20 protein-coding genes and 1 pseudogene are annotated in these 18,482 nt (G+C 43.1%); 11 read left to right on the forward strand and 10 right to left on the reverse strand.

Translation table 11 applies throughout. The features are described 5' to 3' along the window. Window positions 1-93: 93 nt before the first annotated feature. The 8 genes from AB4Z17_RS07780 to AB4Z17_RS07815 all read left to right on the forward strand — a co-directional run bounded on the left by AB4Z17_RS07780 (window position 94) and on the right by AB4Z17_RS07815 (window position 5,861). Entirely contained in the window at window positions 94-324 is a 231-nt protein-coding gene (locus tag AB4Z17_RS07780; protein ID WP_053373130.1) for a hypothetical protein, read from the forward strand. A 250-nt stretch (window positions 325-574) separates the two neighbouring features. Further along, window positions 575-754 carry a hypothetical protein gene (locus AB4Z17_RS07785; protein WP_076268579.1) on the forward strand — a complete coding sequence of 60 codons (180 nt, stop codon included), beginning with the start codon at window positions 575-577 and terminating at the stop codon, window positions 752-754. A gap of 200 nt (window positions 755-954) precedes the next feature. Beyond that, the gene (locus AB4Z17_RS07790; protein WP_441959086.1) at window positions 955-1,608 is read left to right on the forward strand and encodes a polysaccharide deacetylase family protein; all 654 of its coding nucleotides are present in this window, start codon (window positions 955-957) and stop codon (window positions 1,606-1,608) included. Window positions 1,609-1,801: 193 nt separating this feature from the next. After that, the gene (locus AB4Z17_RS07795; protein ID WP_076268577.1) at window positions 1,802-2,191 is read left to right on the forward strand and encodes a hypothetical protein; all 390 of its coding nucleotides are present in this window, start codon (window positions 1,802-1,804) and stop codon (window positions 2,189-2,191) included. A 127-nt stretch (window positions 2,192-2,318) separates the two neighbouring features. Next, complete coding sequence (locus AB4Z17_RS07800; protein ID WP_441959088.1) at window positions 2,319-3,368, forward strand: serine hydrolase domain-containing protein; 1,050 nt, start codon at window positions 2,319-2,321, stop codon at window positions 3,366-3,368. 54 nt (window positions 3,369-3,422) lie between these two features. Further along, window positions 3,423-4,151: a metal-dependent hydrolase gene (locus AB4Z17_RS07805; protein WP_441959090.1), complete on the forward strand. Its 729-nt coding sequence runs from the start codon at window positions 3,423-3,425 to the stop codon at window positions 4,149-4,151. Further along, window positions 4,135-4,695 carry a nucleotidyltransferase family protein gene (locus tag AB4Z17_RS07810; RefSeq protein ID WP_441959091.1) on the forward strand — a complete coding sequence of 187 codons (561 nt, stop codon included), beginning with the start codon at window positions 4,135-4,137 and terminating at the stop codon, window positions 4,693-4,695. Before AB4Z17_RS07805 ends, AB4Z17_RS07810 begins: the two co-directional genes overlap by 17 nt. Before the next feature lie 179 nt (window positions 4,696-4,874). Then, window positions 4,875-5,861 carry a cation diffusion facilitator family transporter gene (locus AB4Z17_RS07815; protein WP_076268573.1) on the forward strand — a complete coding sequence of 329 codons (987 nt, stop codon included), beginning with the start codon at window positions 4,875-4,877 and terminating at the stop codon, window positions 5,859-5,861. 136 nt (window positions 5,862-5,997) lie between these two features. On the opposite strand, the gene AB4Z17_RS07820 is transcribed toward AB4Z17_RS07815, so the two are convergent. The 7 genes and pseudogenes from AB4Z17_RS07820 to AB4Z17_RS07850 all read right to left on the reverse strand — a co-directional run. Beyond that, window positions 5,998-6,831 (reverse strand): PIG-L deacetylase family protein, encoded by an 834-nt coding sequence (locus tag AB4Z17_RS07820; RefSeq protein ID WP_076268572.1) that lies wholly within the window; start codon window positions 6,829-6,831, stop codon window positions 5,998-6,000. Between the two features lie 36 nt (window positions 6,832-6,867). After that, window positions 6,868-7,713, reverse strand: a complete 846-nt coding sequence (locus AB4Z17_RS07825) for a carbohydrate ABC transporter permease (protein WP_441959092.1) — start codon at window positions 7,711-7,713, stop codon at window positions 6,868-6,870. A 42-nt stretch (window positions 7,714-7,755) separates the two neighbouring features. Further along, window positions 7,756-8,625: a carbohydrate ABC transporter permease gene (locus AB4Z17_RS07830; RefSeq protein WP_256710918.1), complete on the reverse strand. Its 870-nt coding sequence runs from the start codon at window positions 8,623-8,625 to the stop codon at window positions 7,756-7,758. Between the two features lie 96 nt (window positions 8,626-8,721). Beyond that, on the reverse strand, window positions 8,722-9,996 hold the full coding sequence (locus tag AB4Z17_RS07835; RefSeq protein ID WP_441959094.1) for an ABC transporter substrate-binding protein: 1,275 nt from the start codon (window positions 9,994-9,996) through the stop codon (window positions 8,722-8,724). A gap of 129 nt (window positions 9,997-10,125) precedes the next feature. Then, complete coding sequence (locus AB4Z17_RS07840; protein ID WP_441959096.1) at window positions 10,126-11,313, reverse strand: ROK family protein; 1,188 nt, start codon at window positions 11,311-11,313, stop codon at window positions 10,126-10,128. A gap of 124 nt (window positions 11,314-11,437) precedes the next feature. Beyond that, window positions 11,438-12,331 (reverse strand): hypothetical protein, encoded by an 894-nt coding sequence (locus AB4Z17_RS07845; protein WP_441959098.1) that lies wholly within the window; start codon window positions 12,329-12,331, stop codon window positions 11,438-11,440. A 42-nt stretch (window positions 12,332-12,373) separates the two neighbouring features. After that, window positions 12,374-12,553 (reverse strand): annotated as a pseudogene (locus tag AB4Z17_RS07850) (family 4 glycosyl hydrolase); the annotation flags it as partial. Between the two features lie 364 nt (window positions 12,554-12,917). Here AB4Z17_RS07850 and AB4Z17_RS07855 point away from each other — a divergent pair. The 3 genes from AB4Z17_RS07855 to AB4Z17_RS07865 all read left to right on the forward strand — a co-directional run bounded on the left by AB4Z17_RS07855 (window position 12,918) and on the right by AB4Z17_RS07865 (window position 15,888). Then, window positions 12,918-13,862, forward strand: a complete 945-nt coding sequence (locus tag AB4Z17_RS07855) for an acetamidase/formamidase family protein (RefSeq protein ID WP_441959100.1) — start codon at window positions 12,918-12,920, stop codon at window positions 13,860-13,862. A gap of 177 nt (window positions 13,863-14,039) precedes the next feature. Further along, complete coding sequence (locus AB4Z17_RS07860; RefSeq protein ID WP_441959101.1) at window positions 14,040-14,465, forward strand: MerR family transcriptional regulator; 426 nt, start codon at window positions 14,040-14,042, stop codon at window positions 14,463-14,465. 10 nt (window positions 14,466-14,475) lie between these two features. Beyond that, entirely contained in the window at window positions 14,476-15,888 is a 1,413-nt protein-coding gene (locus AB4Z17_RS07865; RefSeq protein ID WP_430055893.1) for an MDR family MFS transporter, read from the forward strand. Between the two features lie 42 nt (window positions 15,889-15,930). On the opposite strand, the gene AB4Z17_RS07870 is transcribed toward AB4Z17_RS07865, so the two are convergent. The 3 genes from AB4Z17_RS07870 to pyk all read right to left on the reverse strand — a co-directional run bounded on the left by AB4Z17_RS07870 (window position 15,931) and on the right by pyk (window position 18,466). Next, a complete protein-coding gene (locus AB4Z17_RS07870) occupies window positions 15,931-16,305 on the reverse strand; it encodes a hypothetical protein (protein WP_076268564.1) in 375 nt (124 codons plus the stop codon). 242 nt (window positions 16,306-16,547) lie between these two features. Continuing rightward, window positions 16,548-16,844, reverse strand: coding sequence for a hypothetical protein (locus tag AB4Z17_RS07875; RefSeq protein WP_076268563.1), 297 nt, complete (start codon window positions 16,842-16,844; stop codon window positions 16,548-16,550). A 206-nt stretch (window positions 16,845-17,050) separates the two neighbouring features. Beyond that, window positions 17,051-18,466: a pyruvate kinase gene (pyk, locus tag AB4Z17_RS07880; protein WP_076268562.1), complete on the reverse strand. Its 1,416-nt coding sequence runs from the start codon at window positions 18,464-18,466 to the stop codon at window positions 17,051-17,053. Between the last annotated feature and the right edge of the window lie 16 nt (window positions 18,467-18,482).

The raw sequence follows: 18,482 nt of genomic DNA on the forward strand, positions 1-18,482 counted from the left end.
ATTTTTATCAGGCGAAGATTATAGTGCTGTTCGTGTTATAATTGAGAGGTGCAGTCAATAAAGACCATTGACTATGATAAAGGAGTCGGAAATATGCAGGTAGTATTTGAAGACTGGGATCAAAAAGTAAAAAAAACATTTAACGCAACGAGCAAGCAGGTTGTATTAACCGTTACCGAGGCCGGTGACCTGTTAGGCCTGACTAAGGACCAGATGAAGGTTTATGTGCTTAAGCATAACCTCACTAAGGTTGCGATCAATCGCAGCGTCCACAGATATCTATTACTGAAAAGCGAAATAGATGAGATCCTAGGTAAAGCCTAATAATTGCGATAAACCACAGCCAAATATGGGCTGTGGTTTTTTGTTGTGTTTACATCCTATCTGAGGAGGTGTGGACGTTATATGGAGGATATGGCAGGATGTTTTCGAATGACTGCTGCTCGTTTCCGCTCAGTCCGCCTTAGTCAGCATTATTAGAAATAACGCCACTGGTTGCTGTTTTTCAATAGGAGTCGTATTCGTTATACTTAAAACGACCGATTGGAAAACATTATCTGGAGGGTGATTTTACTTGACTTATATGGACATGTTAGGACGTCGGAGCATCATTTTGAAGCGGAATATCGGCAATTTAATTATTAAAGACAACAAGCAGGGACTCAGCACGCAGGAAAGTCATTTTTACCAAAGCATGCTCAAGGAATGGCATCAGAATGCCAATGAATTGAATTCAGCTAGAAAACATTCTTAGTTGATAGGTAATTATTGAAATTACATGACTCGCAAAAAGAGCCGGGTGTCATTCTGACATTCGGTTTGCTGTGTGTAATTTTTGTATATAGCTACAAATGAAGTTCTTTTAGGAATGAAGAGTAAATGAAAAGGAATGCTTATGGTATACTACATAGATGATAAAGGTTGGCAGCAATAATTAAACGGGGGTTTCTTGCTATGTTGGCGGTTGAAAAAGCGGTGTACCTCACGATAGATGAAGGTCCTGCTGAAGATTTTATGCAAAAGGTCAATTTTCTGAACGCAAAAGAGATTCGGGCGATTTGGTTTTGTGTGGGTGAATCATTGGAAAGCTGTTCTGAGGAAGCGATAGCTGCGATTAAAGCAGGCCATATCATTGGGAATCGCGGTTATGATCATGCAGATTTCTCTGTTATCGGCTTACAAGAAGTAAGAGGGCAGATCGAGCGAACAGACCATATTATAGATGAGCTGTACAATAAAGCAGAAACGATCAGGCCTTCCAAGCTGTTTCGTTTTCCATTTATGCAGCATTTGTTAGACGAAATGAAGGATGATCATTTCGAAGGTATTCAAGGTGTGCTGGATGAGCTGGGCTATCAGCAGCCTTCCTTCGAGAATGGCACCCCAAAAAGCGGACTGCATGTGGATTGTACTTGGGATACGTTCGATTTTGAGCCGGCGGACGTTATGGACCAGCATCATGATTTACAAGCAACAAGCGGACAAATTATTATGATTCACGACTGGATCTCGGTTGCTCCTTTTCAAGCATTAATGGATAAGCTGCTTGCAAAAAATGTAGTTTTCCGGCTTCCTAAGGAAACGGCTCTTCAAATCGCAGCCATTTAGCAAGCAAATCGCATAATCAAAAAGGAGTACAGCTCGTCTCTATGATTTCATAGCAGCGGCGAACGGTACTCCTTTTTTGCTGCGAGCAGTTATTGCTGAATTCATGCTGGGCAAACCAGAATGAACGAAACAAAGTAAGCGCTTCATGCGTTTAAGTAAAAAAGAACATTTATTCAAGAGGGGGCAATGGTTGATGCACTGGATTCCCGCTGACAGAAGCGGCAGGTGGTGGCTACTAGCTGGAGCATCCACCTTGCTTGTTAGCCTGTTATTATGGTTGATTCGTTTTGTTATATTAGGCCAGCCTTTCACCGGCATGCACGCTTTCCGATTTATGCTGCTCGCAGCCATATTATCTTTTTTATTCGGTTTTATCGGCTGGCTTGGAGCGAGAAAGCTGTGGCTGTTCTCCAATCTTGGGATGCTAATTGGTCTTATGCTGATGGCTATGTATTCCAAAGGTTTGACTGGATGGGAGGACCTGATTAGTTTCCTCGTATTTTTAGAAGCAGTAGCAGGAGGTTTTATGGCAGGGCTGATTGTTGAAGGTGTTTATTTCTTTAGACGGCTATCAAAGAAATAATAGGCTGCCATAAAAATGTTGCAACTGGCTGTTGCTTTTTCCCGTCATACAGAGTGAAATGGAATAATGAGGTAAAAATTATTCTAATTTGTTTGGTGACGGAGCTGATCTTATGTGCCAAGAGGCAATGATAAGTTTGGAAATAGAAGAAAAAATGAAGTTGACTGGTGTTCCGGGATTAGGAATTGCCGTTCTTCAGCATGGACAAATGGTGTGGCAAGGAAGCTATGGCGTACTTGAAACGAGCATGCAGCAGAAGGTGACAGAGGAAACTTTGTTTCCTGCCTGCTCCATCAGCAAAATGGTTACGGCTATTGGTGTGCTTCGTTTAGTCCAGGAGGGCGTGCTTAGCTTGGAGGAGGATGTTAATCGTTACTTAGTTTCCTGGCAGGTGCCCGAAAACCAGTTCACTCAGCAGAGGAAAGTAACGCTGCGCAGTTTGCTGGCACATCAATCGGGAATTGTGGATGCACGGGGGAGCTATGAACCGTTGCAGAAGCAAGACCCTTTCCCTACGCCTAGAGAGCTGCTCTTAGGAGCAACGAAATATCATTCCAAACCAGTTGAGGTTGCTCACCTGCCAGAGAGTCGATTCTCTTACTCGGATGCAGGTTATTCTGTTTTGGAGCAAATTCTTGAGGATGTGTCAGGAGAAGCCTTTTCGGCTGCTATGGAGCGGCTTGTTATGAAGCCGCTTGGCTTAAAACGAACTATTTTCTGGGATGGTATTGCAAACGAGTCGCTGAACACATCCATGGGTCATGATAAACGGGGACAGGTGGTTGAAGGGAAGAGAGCGCACTATCCCAATTTATCCGGAGCCGGCTTATGGACAACGCCTTCTGAATTGCTAGTATTGGCACGCGAGGTCGTGAAAGCTTGGAATGGCGATCCTAATGGTATTTTGCGGCCAGCGATGGCTAGAATAATGCTTACGGGTTATGCGAGCGATAAAGGTGCAGGCTTAGGCGTATTTCTTCCTGATGCTGGAGAGCAGCTCTGCTTCGTTTCTCAAGGCTGGGGAGTTGGTTCTCAAAGCAAGCTGGCTGGATACCCGCGCCAAGAAAGCGGTATTGCAGTAATGATGAATGCAGAGCCAGGTAAACCTCAAAACGAGTCGTTGATCGGTGAGGTCATTCAGGAGTTATGCAAGCATTATGAACTGCCGATAGTGTAGGCTGCTTCTTCGAGAATCATATATCAAATTTTATAATTTGATTGAAAGGTGAATATGGAGAATATTTCAGGTCATATCATACACGTCTTTTTACATTTTGTTGTAGGCGCTAGCTTGGCCTATTTATTTTGCGGGAAAGCGGCTGCATCGACTGTGAATCGCAAGGTTCTCTTCATTTTCGGCGGTGCAGCTGCTATTTCTCCTGATATTTCGAAGCTTTACGGAGACCTGCTTGGCCACTCCATTTGGCTCGTACCTGTGATTGGTTTGTTTTTTGCTGCATGTTATTACGCATTCCAGAAGAAAATTTCGTTTAAGAAGGCTTGGCTGATATTGTCTATATGTGTTTTTAGCCATTTATTTATAGATTTTATCGGCAATGGCGTAGCTCCCTTTTATCCCTTTATTAAAACGGAGTCTGATTTCTTTATTGTAAATAGAAACGACCCTGTTCTTTTAATTACGCTGACCACTGCTCTTATTATCGGGGCATCTACTCGGAGAAGAAGGCGTATTTTTTTATCAGGACTAATCCTTGTTGCTTTGTATCTTGGAGGGTTGTCGTTCTCGAAGCTGCAATTGCAGCATGCATTAGAAAAAAAGTATAAGAACGAAAACATCTATGTCATGCTCACCTTTCCAAGAGAGGGCTTTAAGTGGTCATTCATGGTGAGGACGGATGAAACAAGTGTCGACGGTTATTCGCCAATTGCAGGCTTGGACATACATATTGAACAAGAAATGAACAAATCAGGAGAGTGGATCAATGTTGATAAACAGTGAAGAGGATATTATACAGCTTGTATATAGAGATGAGTGGATGATGAACATCTTACGAGAGGTTAGCACGCTCGAGCTTCCAGATTGGTGGGTATGTGCAGGTTTCGTTCGCAGCAAAATTTGGGATACCCTTCACGGATTTACGGAACGAACGCCGCTGGCCGATGTTGATGTCGTTTATTTCGATCCTGCCAACATAGACGAGCAGATAGAGAAACAGCTGGAAAACACATTAAATCAGATGAACCCTCACGTACCTTGGTCCGTTAAGAATCAAGCTCGAATGCATGTAATCAATAACAATCCTCCGTATTCCAGCTCCACAGATGCCATTTCCAAATTTCCAGAGACCGTAACCGCTCTAGGTTTGAAAATAGATCAGCATGACAAACTCGTGTTAACTTCTCCTTGTGGGATAGAAGATGTTCTAGAAATGATTGTTAGACCATCACCTTTTTACTTGGATTACGAGGATCGAATCGCCATTTATGAGAAGCGGCTTGAGCAAAAGAGGTTTCAAGAGCGCTGGCCTAAAGTACGCCAATGAAAGCACGGTATTATTCTAAGGACTTCGATAACGCAAGAAGAAAGTTGTCTCTGACATAATGAAAAGCTTTTGTCCGTTTATCCTATTGCCTGTGTGGGTAAGCATAAAATAGCAGTGCTGGGATTGAAAGCAGGCAATAGTGGAATGGTAATGGTAAATAAAATGTTGCGGGGGAGAAAATGGAGCCTAAAGCAGAACGTCAGAGTTTTATGCAGCTTATAAAGAAAGGGAATAAATCTTCCGCTGTAGCGATGATCGGCAACGCGTTTATCGCCGCCATAAAAGGGTTCGCAGCGGCCTTCAGCGGCAGCGGCGCCATGTTTGCTTCCGCCATGCATTCATTGGCAGATGCGATAAACCAAGGGTTTGTTTTTGCCGGAAGCATTCTTGCTGAGAAAAAACCGACGCCGAGGTTTCCAACCGGCTTTGGCCGTGTCATCAATATTTTTTGTATGATTGCCGTCATCGTCGTTACCATTATGGCTTATGAAACGATTCGTGAAGGCTGGCATCTCATTTTGCATCCAGTTGCAAGTGAAGGTTTTTGGCTAAACATTGGGGTTCTGGTTGTTAATTTAGTTATCGACGGGCTTATATTAGTCAAAGCAATGAAGGAAATTATACACGAAGCGGGAGCGGAGGGGAAAGGTCTCGGTATTTTCTCAGCTGCCTTCAAAAATGTAGGGCGTTCTGCTCCTGCTACACGATTAGTTTTCTATGAGGATCTTGTCGCCGTTTCGGGAGCCGCCTTGGCGATGATCGCGGTCATTATTGCTGCATTTACCTCGTTTAAAACGGTTGATGGCGTTGCAACCCTGTTGATTGGTCTGTTGATGGTTGGAGTTGCTTATCGTGTGGGATACGACAATATGATCGGACTCATTGGTGTTTCTGCCCCGAAGGAAGTAGCAGACAAGGTGTCCCGAATTATTTTTTCCGAACAGAGCGTAACCGATATTTATCAAATGCGCATTCTACAAGAAGGCCGCTATTACCACGTTGAGGCGTACTTGGAGCTGCAGCCTGGTTTAACGCTTGCGGTAGCCGATGATATTAAGTTCCTCGTTCGCGCCAAGCTGCTTGAAGACAAGGATATTGCAGATGTGACGTTAGGGATTTTAGAGGATGACGGCAAAAGAAGCTGGAATCCTATTGAATCCAAATAGAAAAGCTGCACCTCCAATGTTAGATGGTGTCTAACAATGGGGGTGCAGTTCATTGGTGCTGGCTTTTGCTATTTACGTGTATTGCAGCTGCCCTGCAACAACGATCCGTTCATGGAGTATCTCAAGGTATTTCCTCTTATTGACTCAGCATGGGAAACAACTGCTTCAGCTCTGTATCACTCGGTCTTCTGCCATAATCTGCAATCTCGAATGGCTCTGCATACTTTGTCTTTTCTGACTTCCCATCTTCGTATAGTCGATCCAGCGTCGGAAGCATCTCCGATGAAACCTCAATAAAGCTGCTCCAATATTGCAAAATATAATCCTTCCTAGCATCCCACGTCTGTGGAACCTGATCTAGCAGATTACGCTGCCATGGCGCAAACTCATAGAATTGGGAAGCGTGCGCATCACAGCCAAGCAGCTTCTTCTCAATAACAGAACCAATATCGACGACCAGATCGGGTGAGTAAGCATGCCTCTTTCCGTAGTCCGGCATAAGCAAGAAAAGAGGGGATTGCTCTAAATATGGGGCATCTGGCACAGAATTAGGTACCTTCGCTATAAAATCCGCAGCATCTCTCACAATTCTTCCTGCATTGCGATTATCTACATGTCCTGCACCTTCAGGATGGAAGGTAATGACGACATCGGCCTTCCAATTGCGAATTTGGCGAATAACTTCTTCTCTCACTTCAAAGCTATTCGTCAGACGGCCATCAGATATATTCAATATGCTATAGTCAAGAACACCCAATCGTCTAGCAGCCTCATACGCCTCCTGCGTTCTTCTATCCACGAGCTCTTGTCCGCTAATTGAGTAGTGTCCGCAATCTCCATTGGTTAAGGAAACGAATTTCACTCGGTGTCCCATTTCTGCGAATAAAGCAGAGGTTCCTCCCGCATAAATTTCCGGTTCATCCGGATGTGCAGCAATGACAATTATATTTTTTTGTTGTTGTGTAGACATCTTTTTTCTCTCCTCCTGTATGGTAACCCAAAACCATTATCCCTTTACTGCACCTGCTGTCAGCCCTTTAATAACCGTTTCTTGTGAGAACATGTACAAAACAAGCAGTGGTACGATTGAAATCGTGATGGCTGCCATCATAGCGCCATAATCTGTACCATACGCATTCGATACGAGCGACAAGAGGACAGATATAGGCTGCATCTCTCTTATTGGCAGGTAGACGAGTGGTAGCAAAAGCTCGTTGTATGACCAAAGAAAGACCATAATAGACACCGTTGCAAAAATAGGGAAGCAAAGCGGCAGCGTTATTTTATAATATATTTTCCAAATGGTTGCCCCATCCATGACCGCCGCTTCCTCTAGTTCTCCAGGCAAAGAAGCCATGAAGCCTGTTATCATTAGAATAGCAAAGCTCAAATTGCCAGCTACTTGTGGGAGAATAACGGATAAATAAGTTCCATTCAAACCTAGCTTCTCGATGATAACGAAATTCGGAATAATAACAGCGAACTGCGGCAGCAGCATGCAAATAACAAATATAGACGTGAAATACCCTTTAAATGCAAATTGAAATCTCGCTAGTACAAAAGAAGCCAACCCGCCCAAAAGGGAAACACCTAATACAACGGATCCCGAAATAATCATACTGTTCATAAAGCCTTTAACGACGTTAATATTGCCATACTCGTTCAACTTCAAAAAGTTAAATAAAGAGTAGCTTTGTGGGAGAGCGAATGATTGCGTTAAAATTTCTTCGGACGTTTTGAAGCTATTGAGCAGCACCCATAATAGCGGGATGATCGTTGTGCATGCCCATAAAAGCAGGAGTGCATATACGCCGAACTTGACCGCACCAGGCTTTACTAGTCTGTTAACCATCTAAAATATCACCTTCTCAATTGGGCTGTTTGTAGTTTATCATCAGTAGCTGACAGCCTCTTTTTTAACTAATTTATTTAACACAACGGTTATGACAATACCGAGTATCATCATCGCAATGACGATTGTGCTGGCATAACCTGCGTTTTGCCCATTAAATGCCTTCGTGTACATGTAAGTACTGAGCAGCTCACTGGAATTCAATGGACCACCCTTGGTCACGATATATACGACATCAAATACTTTCAATGCTCCTGCCGTGGCGAGCGTAAGGCAAGAAGCAATGACATCACGTAATAATGGAAGTGTAATATAGATGGATTTTCTTATTCCTGTGATACCGTCCAGCATAGCTGATTCATAAATATCCTCTGGAATCTTCGACATTCCGGTCAGGAATATAACAAAATAAAATCCAACATACTGCCATAGAATCGGTATGAGTACCAAATAGATAGCGCTTTTCTCCGTCAGCCATATTTGCTCAGACAGACCGAGCCCTCTCATAATGGCATTTAAGAGTCCATAGTCGTAGTTGTAAATGAGCGAGAACATGAGGCCAATCGCCGTACCTGAGATAACAATTGGAAAGAAAAAGACCGTTCTAAAAAACTTAAATCCTCGTTTGATGCTGTCGGTTAGCAACGCGAGGACCAAACCTCCTCCAGCCTGCAGGAATACGGCACCGATTACCAATATAAACGTGTTTTTTAGCGCTATCCAAACAACGGGGTCGTGAATGAGCTGGTTGTAATTGCCGAATCCTATGAACTTCTTCGTATTTGAGAAGTTATACCATTCGGTGAAGCTATAATAAACGGATTGTACGAGTGGATATAAAAGAAAGGTGAATAATAATAGCATCGTTGGCGCCAGGAAAAGCACAATGTATCTCTTGTCCCTGAATATCACAACTGAACGCCTCCTCTTCATAAGCAATAGCTTGGATTACATACTGCCATTTGCCCGGGRGCCGGTGATCCGATATCCCGGGGCATGTTGAAAGAACTACTTGTTTCTGTTGTTTAATTTTGTGGCTTCATCTAGAATTTCCACGGCTGTTTTTCTTCCTGCTGACACATAAGCAATACCTTTTAAGAACTCGGTATACGATTCCCTAGAAACGTAAGAATCGATGGGCATAACGAAATCCTTTGCCTCACTCACCATCTTGTTGCCGTCAATCAGAAGCTGTGCGGTGCTGCTGGATTGTTGTGTATCGACTGCATAAGTTCCGCCTATTGCTGCAAATTTTCCAGCCGTTTCAGGAGATGTCATGAATTTCACAAAAGCTAGAGCCGCATCATATTTGGCTTGATCGGTATTTTTCTTCATATACCAACCAGAACCAAATCCAGATACAATCATATTCTCACCCTTACCACCCGGTACGAGTGGAAATGGTGTAATTTGAAAAGCAGGATTTGTACTCAGACCAGCAGCTGTCCATGAACCGTTGAACATCATTCCCGCTTTCCCGCCTGCAAATAAAGATTGCGCTTTTTCATCATCCAGCGTGAGTGCGTCTTTAGGAAACGCTTTCTTATCATTCAACTCTTTGAAGATCGTTAGAGCTGGCGCCCATGATGAATCGTAAGCCTTTTGTTGTCCCTCTGGTCCAACCTGTGAAAGAACCAAAGCTTCTTGCAGATATGGAGTGGTGAGCGATGTAGCGAATGGTACAATATTATTAGCTGCAAACGTATCTATCGCTTTTATAAAAGCATCATAGGTTGTTGGAGCTTCGAGTTGATACTGATCGAATAACTCTTTATTCCAGAACAAGCCTTCATAGAAGCCGATATAGGGAAGAGAATAGAGTTTGCCTTCATACTTGACCTTCTCGATGATCCCGCTATTGAATTGCTTCGCCCAATCTGGATCTTTAGCAAATTCATCTTCCCAGGAAACAATTTCTTTCGATTCGGTTAGAATAGCTGTCTCGCTGCCATTGAAATAAAACATCACATCGGCTAGATTGCCAGTTGCTGCATCCGCTTTCACTTTCGTACGCAATGCTTCTTGATTGACCGGCGTTGACTCATCCGTAATTTTGATGCCCTTGTTTTCCTCTTGGAACTGTTTAATAGCTTCCGTCCAAGCTGGAACCCATGGATCAGATCCAGCGAATGATGTCGCTACCCGAAGCGTTATCTCTTTTGTTTTACTCCCGGTTGCTCCATTCTCTTCTTGTTTGGATCCCCCGCATGCTGCCATCAGTGCTGCAAATACTACGAAGATAAGTACTAGTGCTGTTGCCTTGCTTGCCACCTTTTTCTTCATTACTCAACTCTCCTTTTAAAATGAATTCATATATTGAAACTTGAACGCGTTCATTTAAAACGTCCAAGGAACAATCTAATTTGTCATTGATTAATAAACTTAATTAACTAATTGAAGAGATAGGAGGCTTTAAGCCTCCTGCTCCTCCAGCAGTTCACTAAACATAGTCTCCAATCCAATGGCAATCCCGCCGATCAAAACAGCTTTCGTCTTGAGCGCCGTATCCACGATAGCCGTATTTCCTAGCCCTAAACGCCTAACTTCATCCCGTATTGTATCGGTGTAAGCCGAACCGAGGGTGACGAACCCACCACCCAATATAACGGTATCCAAATCAAGTAAAAATAGCATGTTTGCTATGAAGGCAGCCATAATCTTTGCACAACGCTTCACATGTTTAACGCTAAGGGCATCTCCTTCTAATGTCGCCTTTATAATGTCATTAAAATCGACCTTAGCAATGTCACCATTCACAGCTTTAAGCAGTCTGCTTTCGCCCCCAGCCTCCAGCTCTGCTCTAACCGATCTGACCAAAGCTTCTATTGTAACCAAATCGCGCAACCGAGAGCTCTCAAATATCCCATCTTGTCGTTCCGTATTCTCTGCCTCTACGTTTACGATGTAATTTTCTATTTCACCTGCAAGATGAAATTTCCCCGGATACAACGATCCTCCAAGCACAATACCAAGACCCACGCCCACGTCAACGCTTACAAACACAGCATTTGCGTGTCCTTGTGCAGCTCCGAATTTTATTTCACCTAGAACAGCAGAATTGATATCCTTTTGTACGAGTACTCGAACACCAAATTTATTTAGAAGCGGTTCTCTGAAATTCACAGTGCCGAGTCGCTCCAGATACGATCCGCACTTTACGATACCTAAATCATTATCTACTTGACCCGGTATAGAGATAGATATAGCAAGCAATTGATTTACTAATACACTGCTCTTAACAAGAAGTTCATCAATCTTGCTTATGATTAGCTCCATTAACTGGTTGATGTCATATTGTTCAATATCGAATTTCACTTCTTGAATGATGATTGGATTTAGATTTGAAATGCCCACCGTAATACAAGGATTGCTTAGATCAACGGAGATGATATAGCCGAAGTTATCATTCAACCGCAAACGGCTTGCTTTTCTTCCCACACCTGTGAAGCCATCCTCTGTTTCCCTTAGAATGCCTAACCTAACCAATTGATCTGCGTTCGTACAAACGCTAGGTACACTCAGCTTCAACAGCTTTGACAGCTCACTTCTTGTAGCGCTTTCATCTCTTCTAATCGCATCTATGATTAAATTTTGATTCATGATTCTTACATGTTTCTGTTTTGCTGATACTTTGGACAAACGACAACCTCTCTTCTGAAATTGATTAATAAATAAACTTAATTAAATAATAAGATTTGCCATTATGATTGTCAATAACTTTTATTTACATATTCACAAACACAATGGCGAGCAAGCCAATGCCTATTCCGATGATGCCGCCACGAGACATTTTTTCTTTAAATAAAACAGCGGAGAGGATCGTTAGAAGCACAATCATACTTCCATTGACGAGCGGAAACAAATGAAGGCCTGACATTCGTCCTGACAAATACGTTATTATCGCATTTCCAGTACCGGTTGATCCTGCTATGGCTACAATGTACAGTGTCAAAATACGAAGCTCTCGTGCAGTAGGAATTGCCTTGCTTTGTCTTTGGAATCCCCCAGTGAAAAGAATACCGATAAGTGAAAATAAGAACGCAGATCCAAATCCTACACACATAAAGGGAATCAGCTCATGCCCCGCAAGTAACGTCTGCTGCCATTTCATGATGATTGGCAAAGTACCATTTAAAATAAAGGCAAGAAGACAATAAACTAACCATTTCAGTCCTGCTGCTTCTTGCCCTTTGCTTCCGTACACATTGATGAAATAGAAGGATAGGATAAAAAGAGCAATACCCATAAATTTCATGCCGGTCATCGGTTCATTCCAAAGTACTACACTTGCAACAACAGGCAGAAGCAGGCTTGCTGAGAAATAAAAAGCAGAGTAAGATAACGGTCCCGTATTCATAGCGCAGGAATAAAACAAAACAGTAAGTACAAAAACAAGCCCATAAAACACTCCAAGCACAAGCGTAGCGGTATGGATGCCATTCAAATCTGACATGAGCCATGATACAAAAAAGCCAATAGCAATTATCGCCGTATAAGCCGAACTCCGTTTAAAAAAGGAGGATAATCCCTCATTGTTATTCGTGCTTCTCATTTGTTTCAAAGCTAGCGTCTGAATAATGAACATCAGAACAGCGCAAAAGGCCAACAATATATTCAATAGATTCCATCCTTTTTATTCATCTACCATGCAGCGGTAACCTAAACCTGATTTTTTGACCATTCTTTTGGCTAGTTCACCAACAATCTCTAGCTTATGGCGGCCTTCTTCACTATCAAACAGTCACAGCCCACGTATGGGCATTTCATCATATTTATTTATAAAAACCTCAATAATCTCAGGAATGTATGAGGAACCGCCTCCAATAATCGCTATTTTCAACCCATTTTTTCTGCTCCGTCATGGTTTGAACTCCTAAATGGTTGTAACACTAAAACATACACATCACTAATCTATATCTGTTTTTTGGTTCACACTCCTATTCAAATCAAAAAGATATTGGCAAGCACGTGATCTTCATCCCGCTTAGCCTTACTTCTATTGTAAAATAAAAAAAATCGTTCTTCTTATGATAAAGAACGATTTTATAATACTATCTTACTGTATGTAGTTCATGGGGGAGGTTCCAACCGTATGGACAAACAATGTACTAAATTGAGATGGACCCTCTTAATTTAACTATTAATTTTCCAATTATGGTAATATAAATTTGAAAGGCAATTTAGCTTTTTTGGAGGGATCATTCATGACCGTTCACGAAATTGAATTGGCGCAAGGCTCCCTAATTGGCTCGTTTACAACAGAAGTGACTCCGCTGCTTACGATCGAATCAGGTGATTCCATTCGTTTCCAAACGCTGGATGCAGGTTGGGGTACAGGTACAAGCAATCAAGATAGATATAAACCTTTTTCAAGAAGACAGGATATCGATAGTGGTCATGCTTTAATTGGCCCCTTATTTATTAAAGAAGCAAAAAAAGGAATGACTCTTGAGATTAGATTTAATGATATCATTCCAGGATCATACGGCTTTACAGCAGCAGGCCAATATCCAAATTGGCAAAATCAAAAGCTAAAGCTAACCGAATATAAAGAGATTTCCCTCGATTGGAAACTAGACAAGGAATGGATGAGGGGAACCTGTCTCATTAATGACAAATCGTTTACGGTAGAGCTACAACCCTTCATGGGCGTGATTGGGATGCCCCCTGATTGGCTAGGTATTCATTCCACTTTTCCTCCTCGCGCCTGCGGCGGCAATATCGATTGCAAGGAGCTTGTCAAAGGAAGCACATTATATTTGCCGATCTCTGTAGACGGAGGTTATTTATCCGTAGGAGATGGCCACGCTCGTCAAGGCGATGGGGAAATTAGTTGTCAGGCGATTGAGTGTCCAATGGATTTGGTTGACGTAACGATAACGGTGAAGGAAAACATCGTTTTGACGAATCCTAGAGCGAATACGCCTTCAGGCTGGATTACGTTTGGCTTTCATGAAGACTTAAATGAAGCCACCGTAGAGGCGCTGGATGGGATGCTTGATCTTATGGGTGAGTTATATGGTTTAAACCGAGTGGAAGCGATCGCACTTGGAAGCTCGGTTGTTGACTTAAAGATTACTCAAATTGTGAATGGCATTAAAGGCGTTCACGCTTGCTTGCCGCATGGCGTTTTCAAGTCATCGATATAACTGAGATCAAAAAACAGTTTGGAACATGCAGCTATGTTTCAGATTGTTTTTTTGCTTATGAACGGCAAGTTATATGCACAGCTGCTGCTCCATCACTATTGCATTCCTAAAAGTTAACGTTGACGTTAACTGTCACTGAGAGTATGCTTATTGTAGAAAAATTGGAGGTGCTCGACATTGGATTTACTAAAAATTGAGGAAGTAGCGAAGCGAACTGGATTAACGAAACGCGCCATTCGGTATTATGAGGATTTTGGCTTAATCTCTGCACCGGAGCGGACGCAAGGCGGTATTCGGTTATATTCAGAGGAAAATATAGAGAAAATCAACAAAATACTGCTCGTAAAAGAGGTGCTCGGCTTCTCGCTTGCAGAGCTTCAGCAGTATATGGAGTTTCAATCGCTCATCGAGCAGCAGAAAAGTGAATATCGTACGAGTGAGGATCGCGAAGCGCGAAAATTGAAGCTTTTCGAAATATCACAGGTGCTCCATAAGGAAAAAACGATGATCGACATGAAAATTAAACGTATGGAGCRGTTTAAAGAAGAACTTACCGAAACAGAGAAGCGGGTACAGAAAGCTTTAGATCAATTACAGGAATAGGAGCATGAATGTGGATACCTCGCAAAAAGCAGCTTCGTCATTTTGGACCATTATGATTGCCGTTTTTTTCGGTAACTTCATGGCCTCTTTGAGTACAACTACGATAAATGTGGCGTTGCCTATCTTTATGGATGATTTCCATGCCAGTTTAAACACGGTGCAATGGATGTTATCCGGTTTTATGATGGCAACAGGTATTATTGCTCCGATTATCGGTTTTATGGGCGATAAGTGGAGCTACAAAAAATTATATGTGATCGCACTAGCCGGTTTTACTTTAACGTCTGCGCTTTGTACCTTCGCTTGGAGTATTGAATCCCTTATTGCGTTTCGGATTTTGCAAGGATTCTTCAGCGGAATTATTATGCCCACTACGATGACAATCATTTACCAGACCATCGAGAAATCAAAACAGGCTGTTGCCGTCAGCTTCTGGAGCGTATCAGCGATGCTTGCTCCTGCGCTTGGGCCGACGATAGGCGGATGGCTTGCTGAAATTTACGGCTGGAAATCATTATTTCTAATGAACATCCCGATTGGCATTATTGCTGTGCTTATTGCCGCCAAGTACATTCCTAATTACCGATTAAGCACCGGGATTAAGCTGGATTGGATCGGGTTTGGCGCAGTTCTCATCGGAACAAGCGCGCTGCTGGTCGCATTTAGCGAGGCGCATAATTGGGGCTGGGCGGGTTGGCAAACACTCGGAATGATCGCTGCTGGTTTAGTCGTGCTTGCTTATTTTGTGGTGCGGACACTGCGAGTCAGCAATCCTTTATTAAATTTGCGAGTACTGAAGATACCGAGGTTTACTTACGGAGTCATCCTAAACTGCTGTATAACGATTTCCTTATATGCAGGCACGTTACTCGTTCCAATCTTCATGCAAAATATTAAAGGGGAGTCGAGCTTTACTACCGGTATGGTCATGCTTCCAGGTACGCTTGCGATGGTATTAATCTCGCTTGCAGTAGGCAGGCTTTATGGCAAAATAGGACCATCGAGGCTAATCTTCATCGGTTTGCTGCTAATGGGATTAGCTACATGGGAGCTTAGCCATGCAAATGTGGCGACAAGCGCGGCATTTATTACGGTATGGGTGGCTATTCGTTATATGGGGATTGGCTTTAGCAACATGCCCGTGACGAACGCTGCGATGTCTGCTGTACCAAGCGTGAATTCAGGTCATGCCTCTGCGGTGATGAACTGGATCAGGCAGGGGACATCCGCGCTATCGATTAGTTTGTTCAGCACGATCCTCTCAGCACAGACGATTGCTCACTTGGAGGACGGTGTATCGTCCAAAACCATTGCGCTGTCGCTTAGCGTTCAGGATGTTTTCCATCTGGGGACGATTATTATTATCTGTTCTATCCCGCTTACACTATTGCTGCGGAAACGAAAGGCAGCTGCAGTACAATAAGAAAGAGCGCCGATTGCGGCGCTCTTTCTTATTTCATGGAAGTTAAAATACATGTGCGCCTTCCAAGGCGACCTTAATTTTGCCGTTAGTCTCCAGCACCTTCACCTTTACTTTGCGGCCAGGCTGATACTGAGGAATATTAACCATATAAATGGCGGTTTTAATGATGGCGCGATAGGGATCTGCATGCTCTCTTGGAATCGTTAATCCGATAAAAACCTCAGGATGACCGTTAATCTCCGTATTGGTTTTTTGTATGGAGCTCACAGTCGCGTCAAAGGATTCGCCATGTTTCAAAATAAATTTAGTTTCCCGAGTATCCTTAAACGATTGCCGAATGACGATGAAGGCAAGCAGGAAAAGCGGCACGGAAATGAGGGTAATGACAACTAAGGTGATACTTTCATTTGTACTCACGAATCACCAACTTTCATGGATCATGAACGGTATAGCTTCATGCTGACTCTAAGCTTTTATAATCCTAGAAGAAGCATAACACAACCAATTCAACATGAAAATATTTCCAAAGCCTTATTAAGGAATAGGTACTTTAGCAGCTGTCAAAGTGGTAAACAGTTTATTTTGTACGATAAAAAAAGGCTGTTTCATGAGGTCATTTGACCCGAAACAGCCTTTCTGCTCCTATTCTAGTAATATTTCTATAGGAATGGCGTCTTTTTTACAAAGCTTTGTGCGAGATGGTCAGCATGTAGATCTTTGTCGTTTTTCTTATAGTTTTCAAGAACGTCGATCAAATAGTCGTCTGCTGGGTTGTTGGAGCGGAAAATAAACTGCTCTTCATTCTCGATATGTACATCATGTCCGCATTGTTTCAGGACTTCTTGATAATCTTGAACAGTTGGTTTTGTGTTTTCTTCTAGGTACATGAGTCCGGTTAGCGTCTTGGTTGCCGAGCCATGCATAATTTTGAAATGAACGGTATGTTCTTTTTTCATACCCATTCCCTCCTAAGTGTAGAAACGATGTGTTGTTATTATTATAATATGCTCCAAAAGGCATAGGAAAGCATGTCATTTGTGAAAGCTTCATGAAAGTATTCTTATGTAGAGTCGTTCGGGCTGCATTTATATGTGTAAAAAGCTGCATCGTCCTCGGACGGCGCAGCTTTTTGATATCATGCCATTTTTGGCGAAATACTTACTTATACTTGTGCTACTTTGATAAGATTGGTTGCCCCGGCTTGGCCGATTGGCACGCCAGCGGAAAGCACGATAATATCGCCTGTATCAATAAGCCCAGTCAGCTTGGCATTGCGGATAGCGGACTCGAACATTTCGTCTGTTGTTGTTACTGCATCGCCTTTAACCGGAATAACGCCGGAGAGCAAGCAAATTTTTGGAAGCACATGATCATGCTGCGTAATTGCGATAATTGGTGACATCGGACGGTACTTGGATACCATGCGAGCAGTAAAGCCGCTTTCCGTTGAAGTAAGAATTGCTTTGGCGCTCAGCTCAAGCGAGGAGCTAACGACACCTTGGCTAATTACCTCCGTAATGTTCGTGCTTTGCTGCGATCTCTTTTTATCGAATTGCTCTTTATAATCGATCATGGATTCGGCTTTTCTAGCGATGGAAGCCATTGTCCGTACGGATGGGATGGGGTATTTTCCAGCAGCTGTCTCGCCGGAGAGCATCACGACGTCAGCGCCTTGAATAACCGCATTGGCTACGTCGCTTACTTCAGCCCGAGTTGGACGCGGGTTAACCTGCATCGATTCGAGCATATGTGTAGCAACGATAACCGGCTTGCCTACAAGATTACATTTGTTGATCATCTCACGCTGCATCATCGGCACGTCTTCGATCGGCACCTCAACGCCTAGATCGCCACGCGCAACCATAATGCCATCGGATGCTTCGATAATTGCATCAAGGTTTTGCATGCCCTCAGCGTTTTCGATTTTTGAAATGATTTGTACATGGCTTGCATTTGCTTCTTCAAGAATGTTGCGGATTTCCAAGATGTCCTCTGCTTTTCTTACGAAGGAAGCAGCAATGATCTCAACATTATGTTTGATGCCAAAATGAATATGCACCACATCGCGCTCCGTTACGCCTGGCAGCGTCGTTTTGATGCCTGGCAGGTTAACGCCTTTGCGAGGTTTCAATATGCCGCCGCTCACGATTTTGCAACGAATATCGTTACCTTCAACCGACATTACCGTCAGATCTACAAGTCCATCATCTATGAGAATCCGGTCTCCTGTTTTTACAACAAGCGGAAGCTCGGAATAGTTTACAGGAAGACGAGTTGCATCGCCGAGTACATCCTCCGTCGTGAGAATCAATTCTTCACCGATAACCAGCTCGCAGGATGCTTCCTTCAGCTTGCCGATCCGCACCTCAGGACCTTTAATATCCATCATAATGGGAACAAAAGTGTTCAGCTCGCGTGCAGCCTGCCGTATATTGTTCATTCGCATAACGTGATCTTCTAATTCGCCGTGAGCCATATTCAGTCTACCAACGGTCATCCCTGCTTGGATCATTTCTTTAATCGTCGAAACGGAGTCGCAAGCGGGCCCCATTGTACAAATAATTTTTGTTTTTAGCATGTTGTAGGCCTCCTTA

It is taken from the genome of Paenibacillus sp. TAF43_2 (assembly GCF_052113545.1).
Taxonomy (GTDB): Bacteria; Bacillota; Bacilli; order Paenibacillales; family Paenibacillaceae; genus Pristimantibacillus.

Coding starts and splice junctions, on each gene's coding strand:
- AB4Z17_RS07810 (WP_441959091.1), top strand. CDS start 4,135: ATGTTGATAAACAGTGAAGAGGATATTATACAGCTTGTATATAGAGAT.
- AB4Z17_RS07800 (WP_441959088.1), top strand. CDS start 2,319: ATGATAAGTTTGGAAATAGAAGAAAAAATGAAGTTGACTGGTGTTCCG.
- AB4Z17_RS07815 (WP_076268573.1), top strand. CDS start 4,875: ATGGAGCCTAAAGCAGAACGTCAGAGTTTTATGCAGCTTATAAAGAAA.
- AB4Z17_RS07825 (WP_441959092.1), bottom strand. CDS start 7,713: ATGGTTAACAGACTAGTAAAGCCTGGTGCGGTCAAGTTCGGCGTATAT.
- pyk (WP_076268562.1), bottom strand. CDS start 18,466: ATGCTAAAAACAAAAATTATTTGTACAATGGGGCCCGCTTGCGACTCC.
- AB4Z17_RS07820 (WP_076268572.1), bottom strand. CDS start 6,831: ATGTCTACACAACAACAAAAAAATATAATTGTCATTGCTGCACATCCG.
- AB4Z17_RS07875 (WP_076268563.1), bottom strand. CDS start 16,844: ATGAAAAAAGAACATACCGTTCATTTCAAAATTATGCATGGCTCGGCA.
- AB4Z17_RS07835 (WP_441959094.1), bottom strand. CDS start 9,996: ATGAAGAAAAAGGTGGCAAGCAAGGCAACAGCACTAGTACTTATCTTC.
- AB4Z17_RS07855 (WP_441959100.1), top strand. CDS start 12,918: ATGACCGTTCACGAAATTGAATTGGCGCAAGGCTCCCTAATTGGCTCG.
- AB4Z17_RS07790 (WP_441959086.1), top strand. CDS start 955: ATGTTGGCGGTTGAAAAAGCGGTGTACCTCACGATAGATGAAGGTCCT.
- AB4Z17_RS07780 (WP_053373130.1), top strand. CDS start 94: ATGCAGGTAGTATTTGAAGACTGGGATCAAAAAGTAAAAAAAACATTT.
- AB4Z17_RS07795 (WP_076268577.1), top strand. CDS start 1,802: ATGCACTGGATTCCCGCTGACAGAAGCGGCAGGTGGTGGCTACTAGCT.
- AB4Z17_RS07805 (WP_441959090.1), top strand. CDS start 3,423: ATGGAGAATATTTCAGGTCATATCATACACGTCTTTTTACATTTTGTT.
- AB4Z17_RS07840 (WP_441959096.1), bottom strand. CDS start 11,313: ATGAATCAAAATTTAATCATAGATGCGATTAGAAGAGATGAAAGCGCT.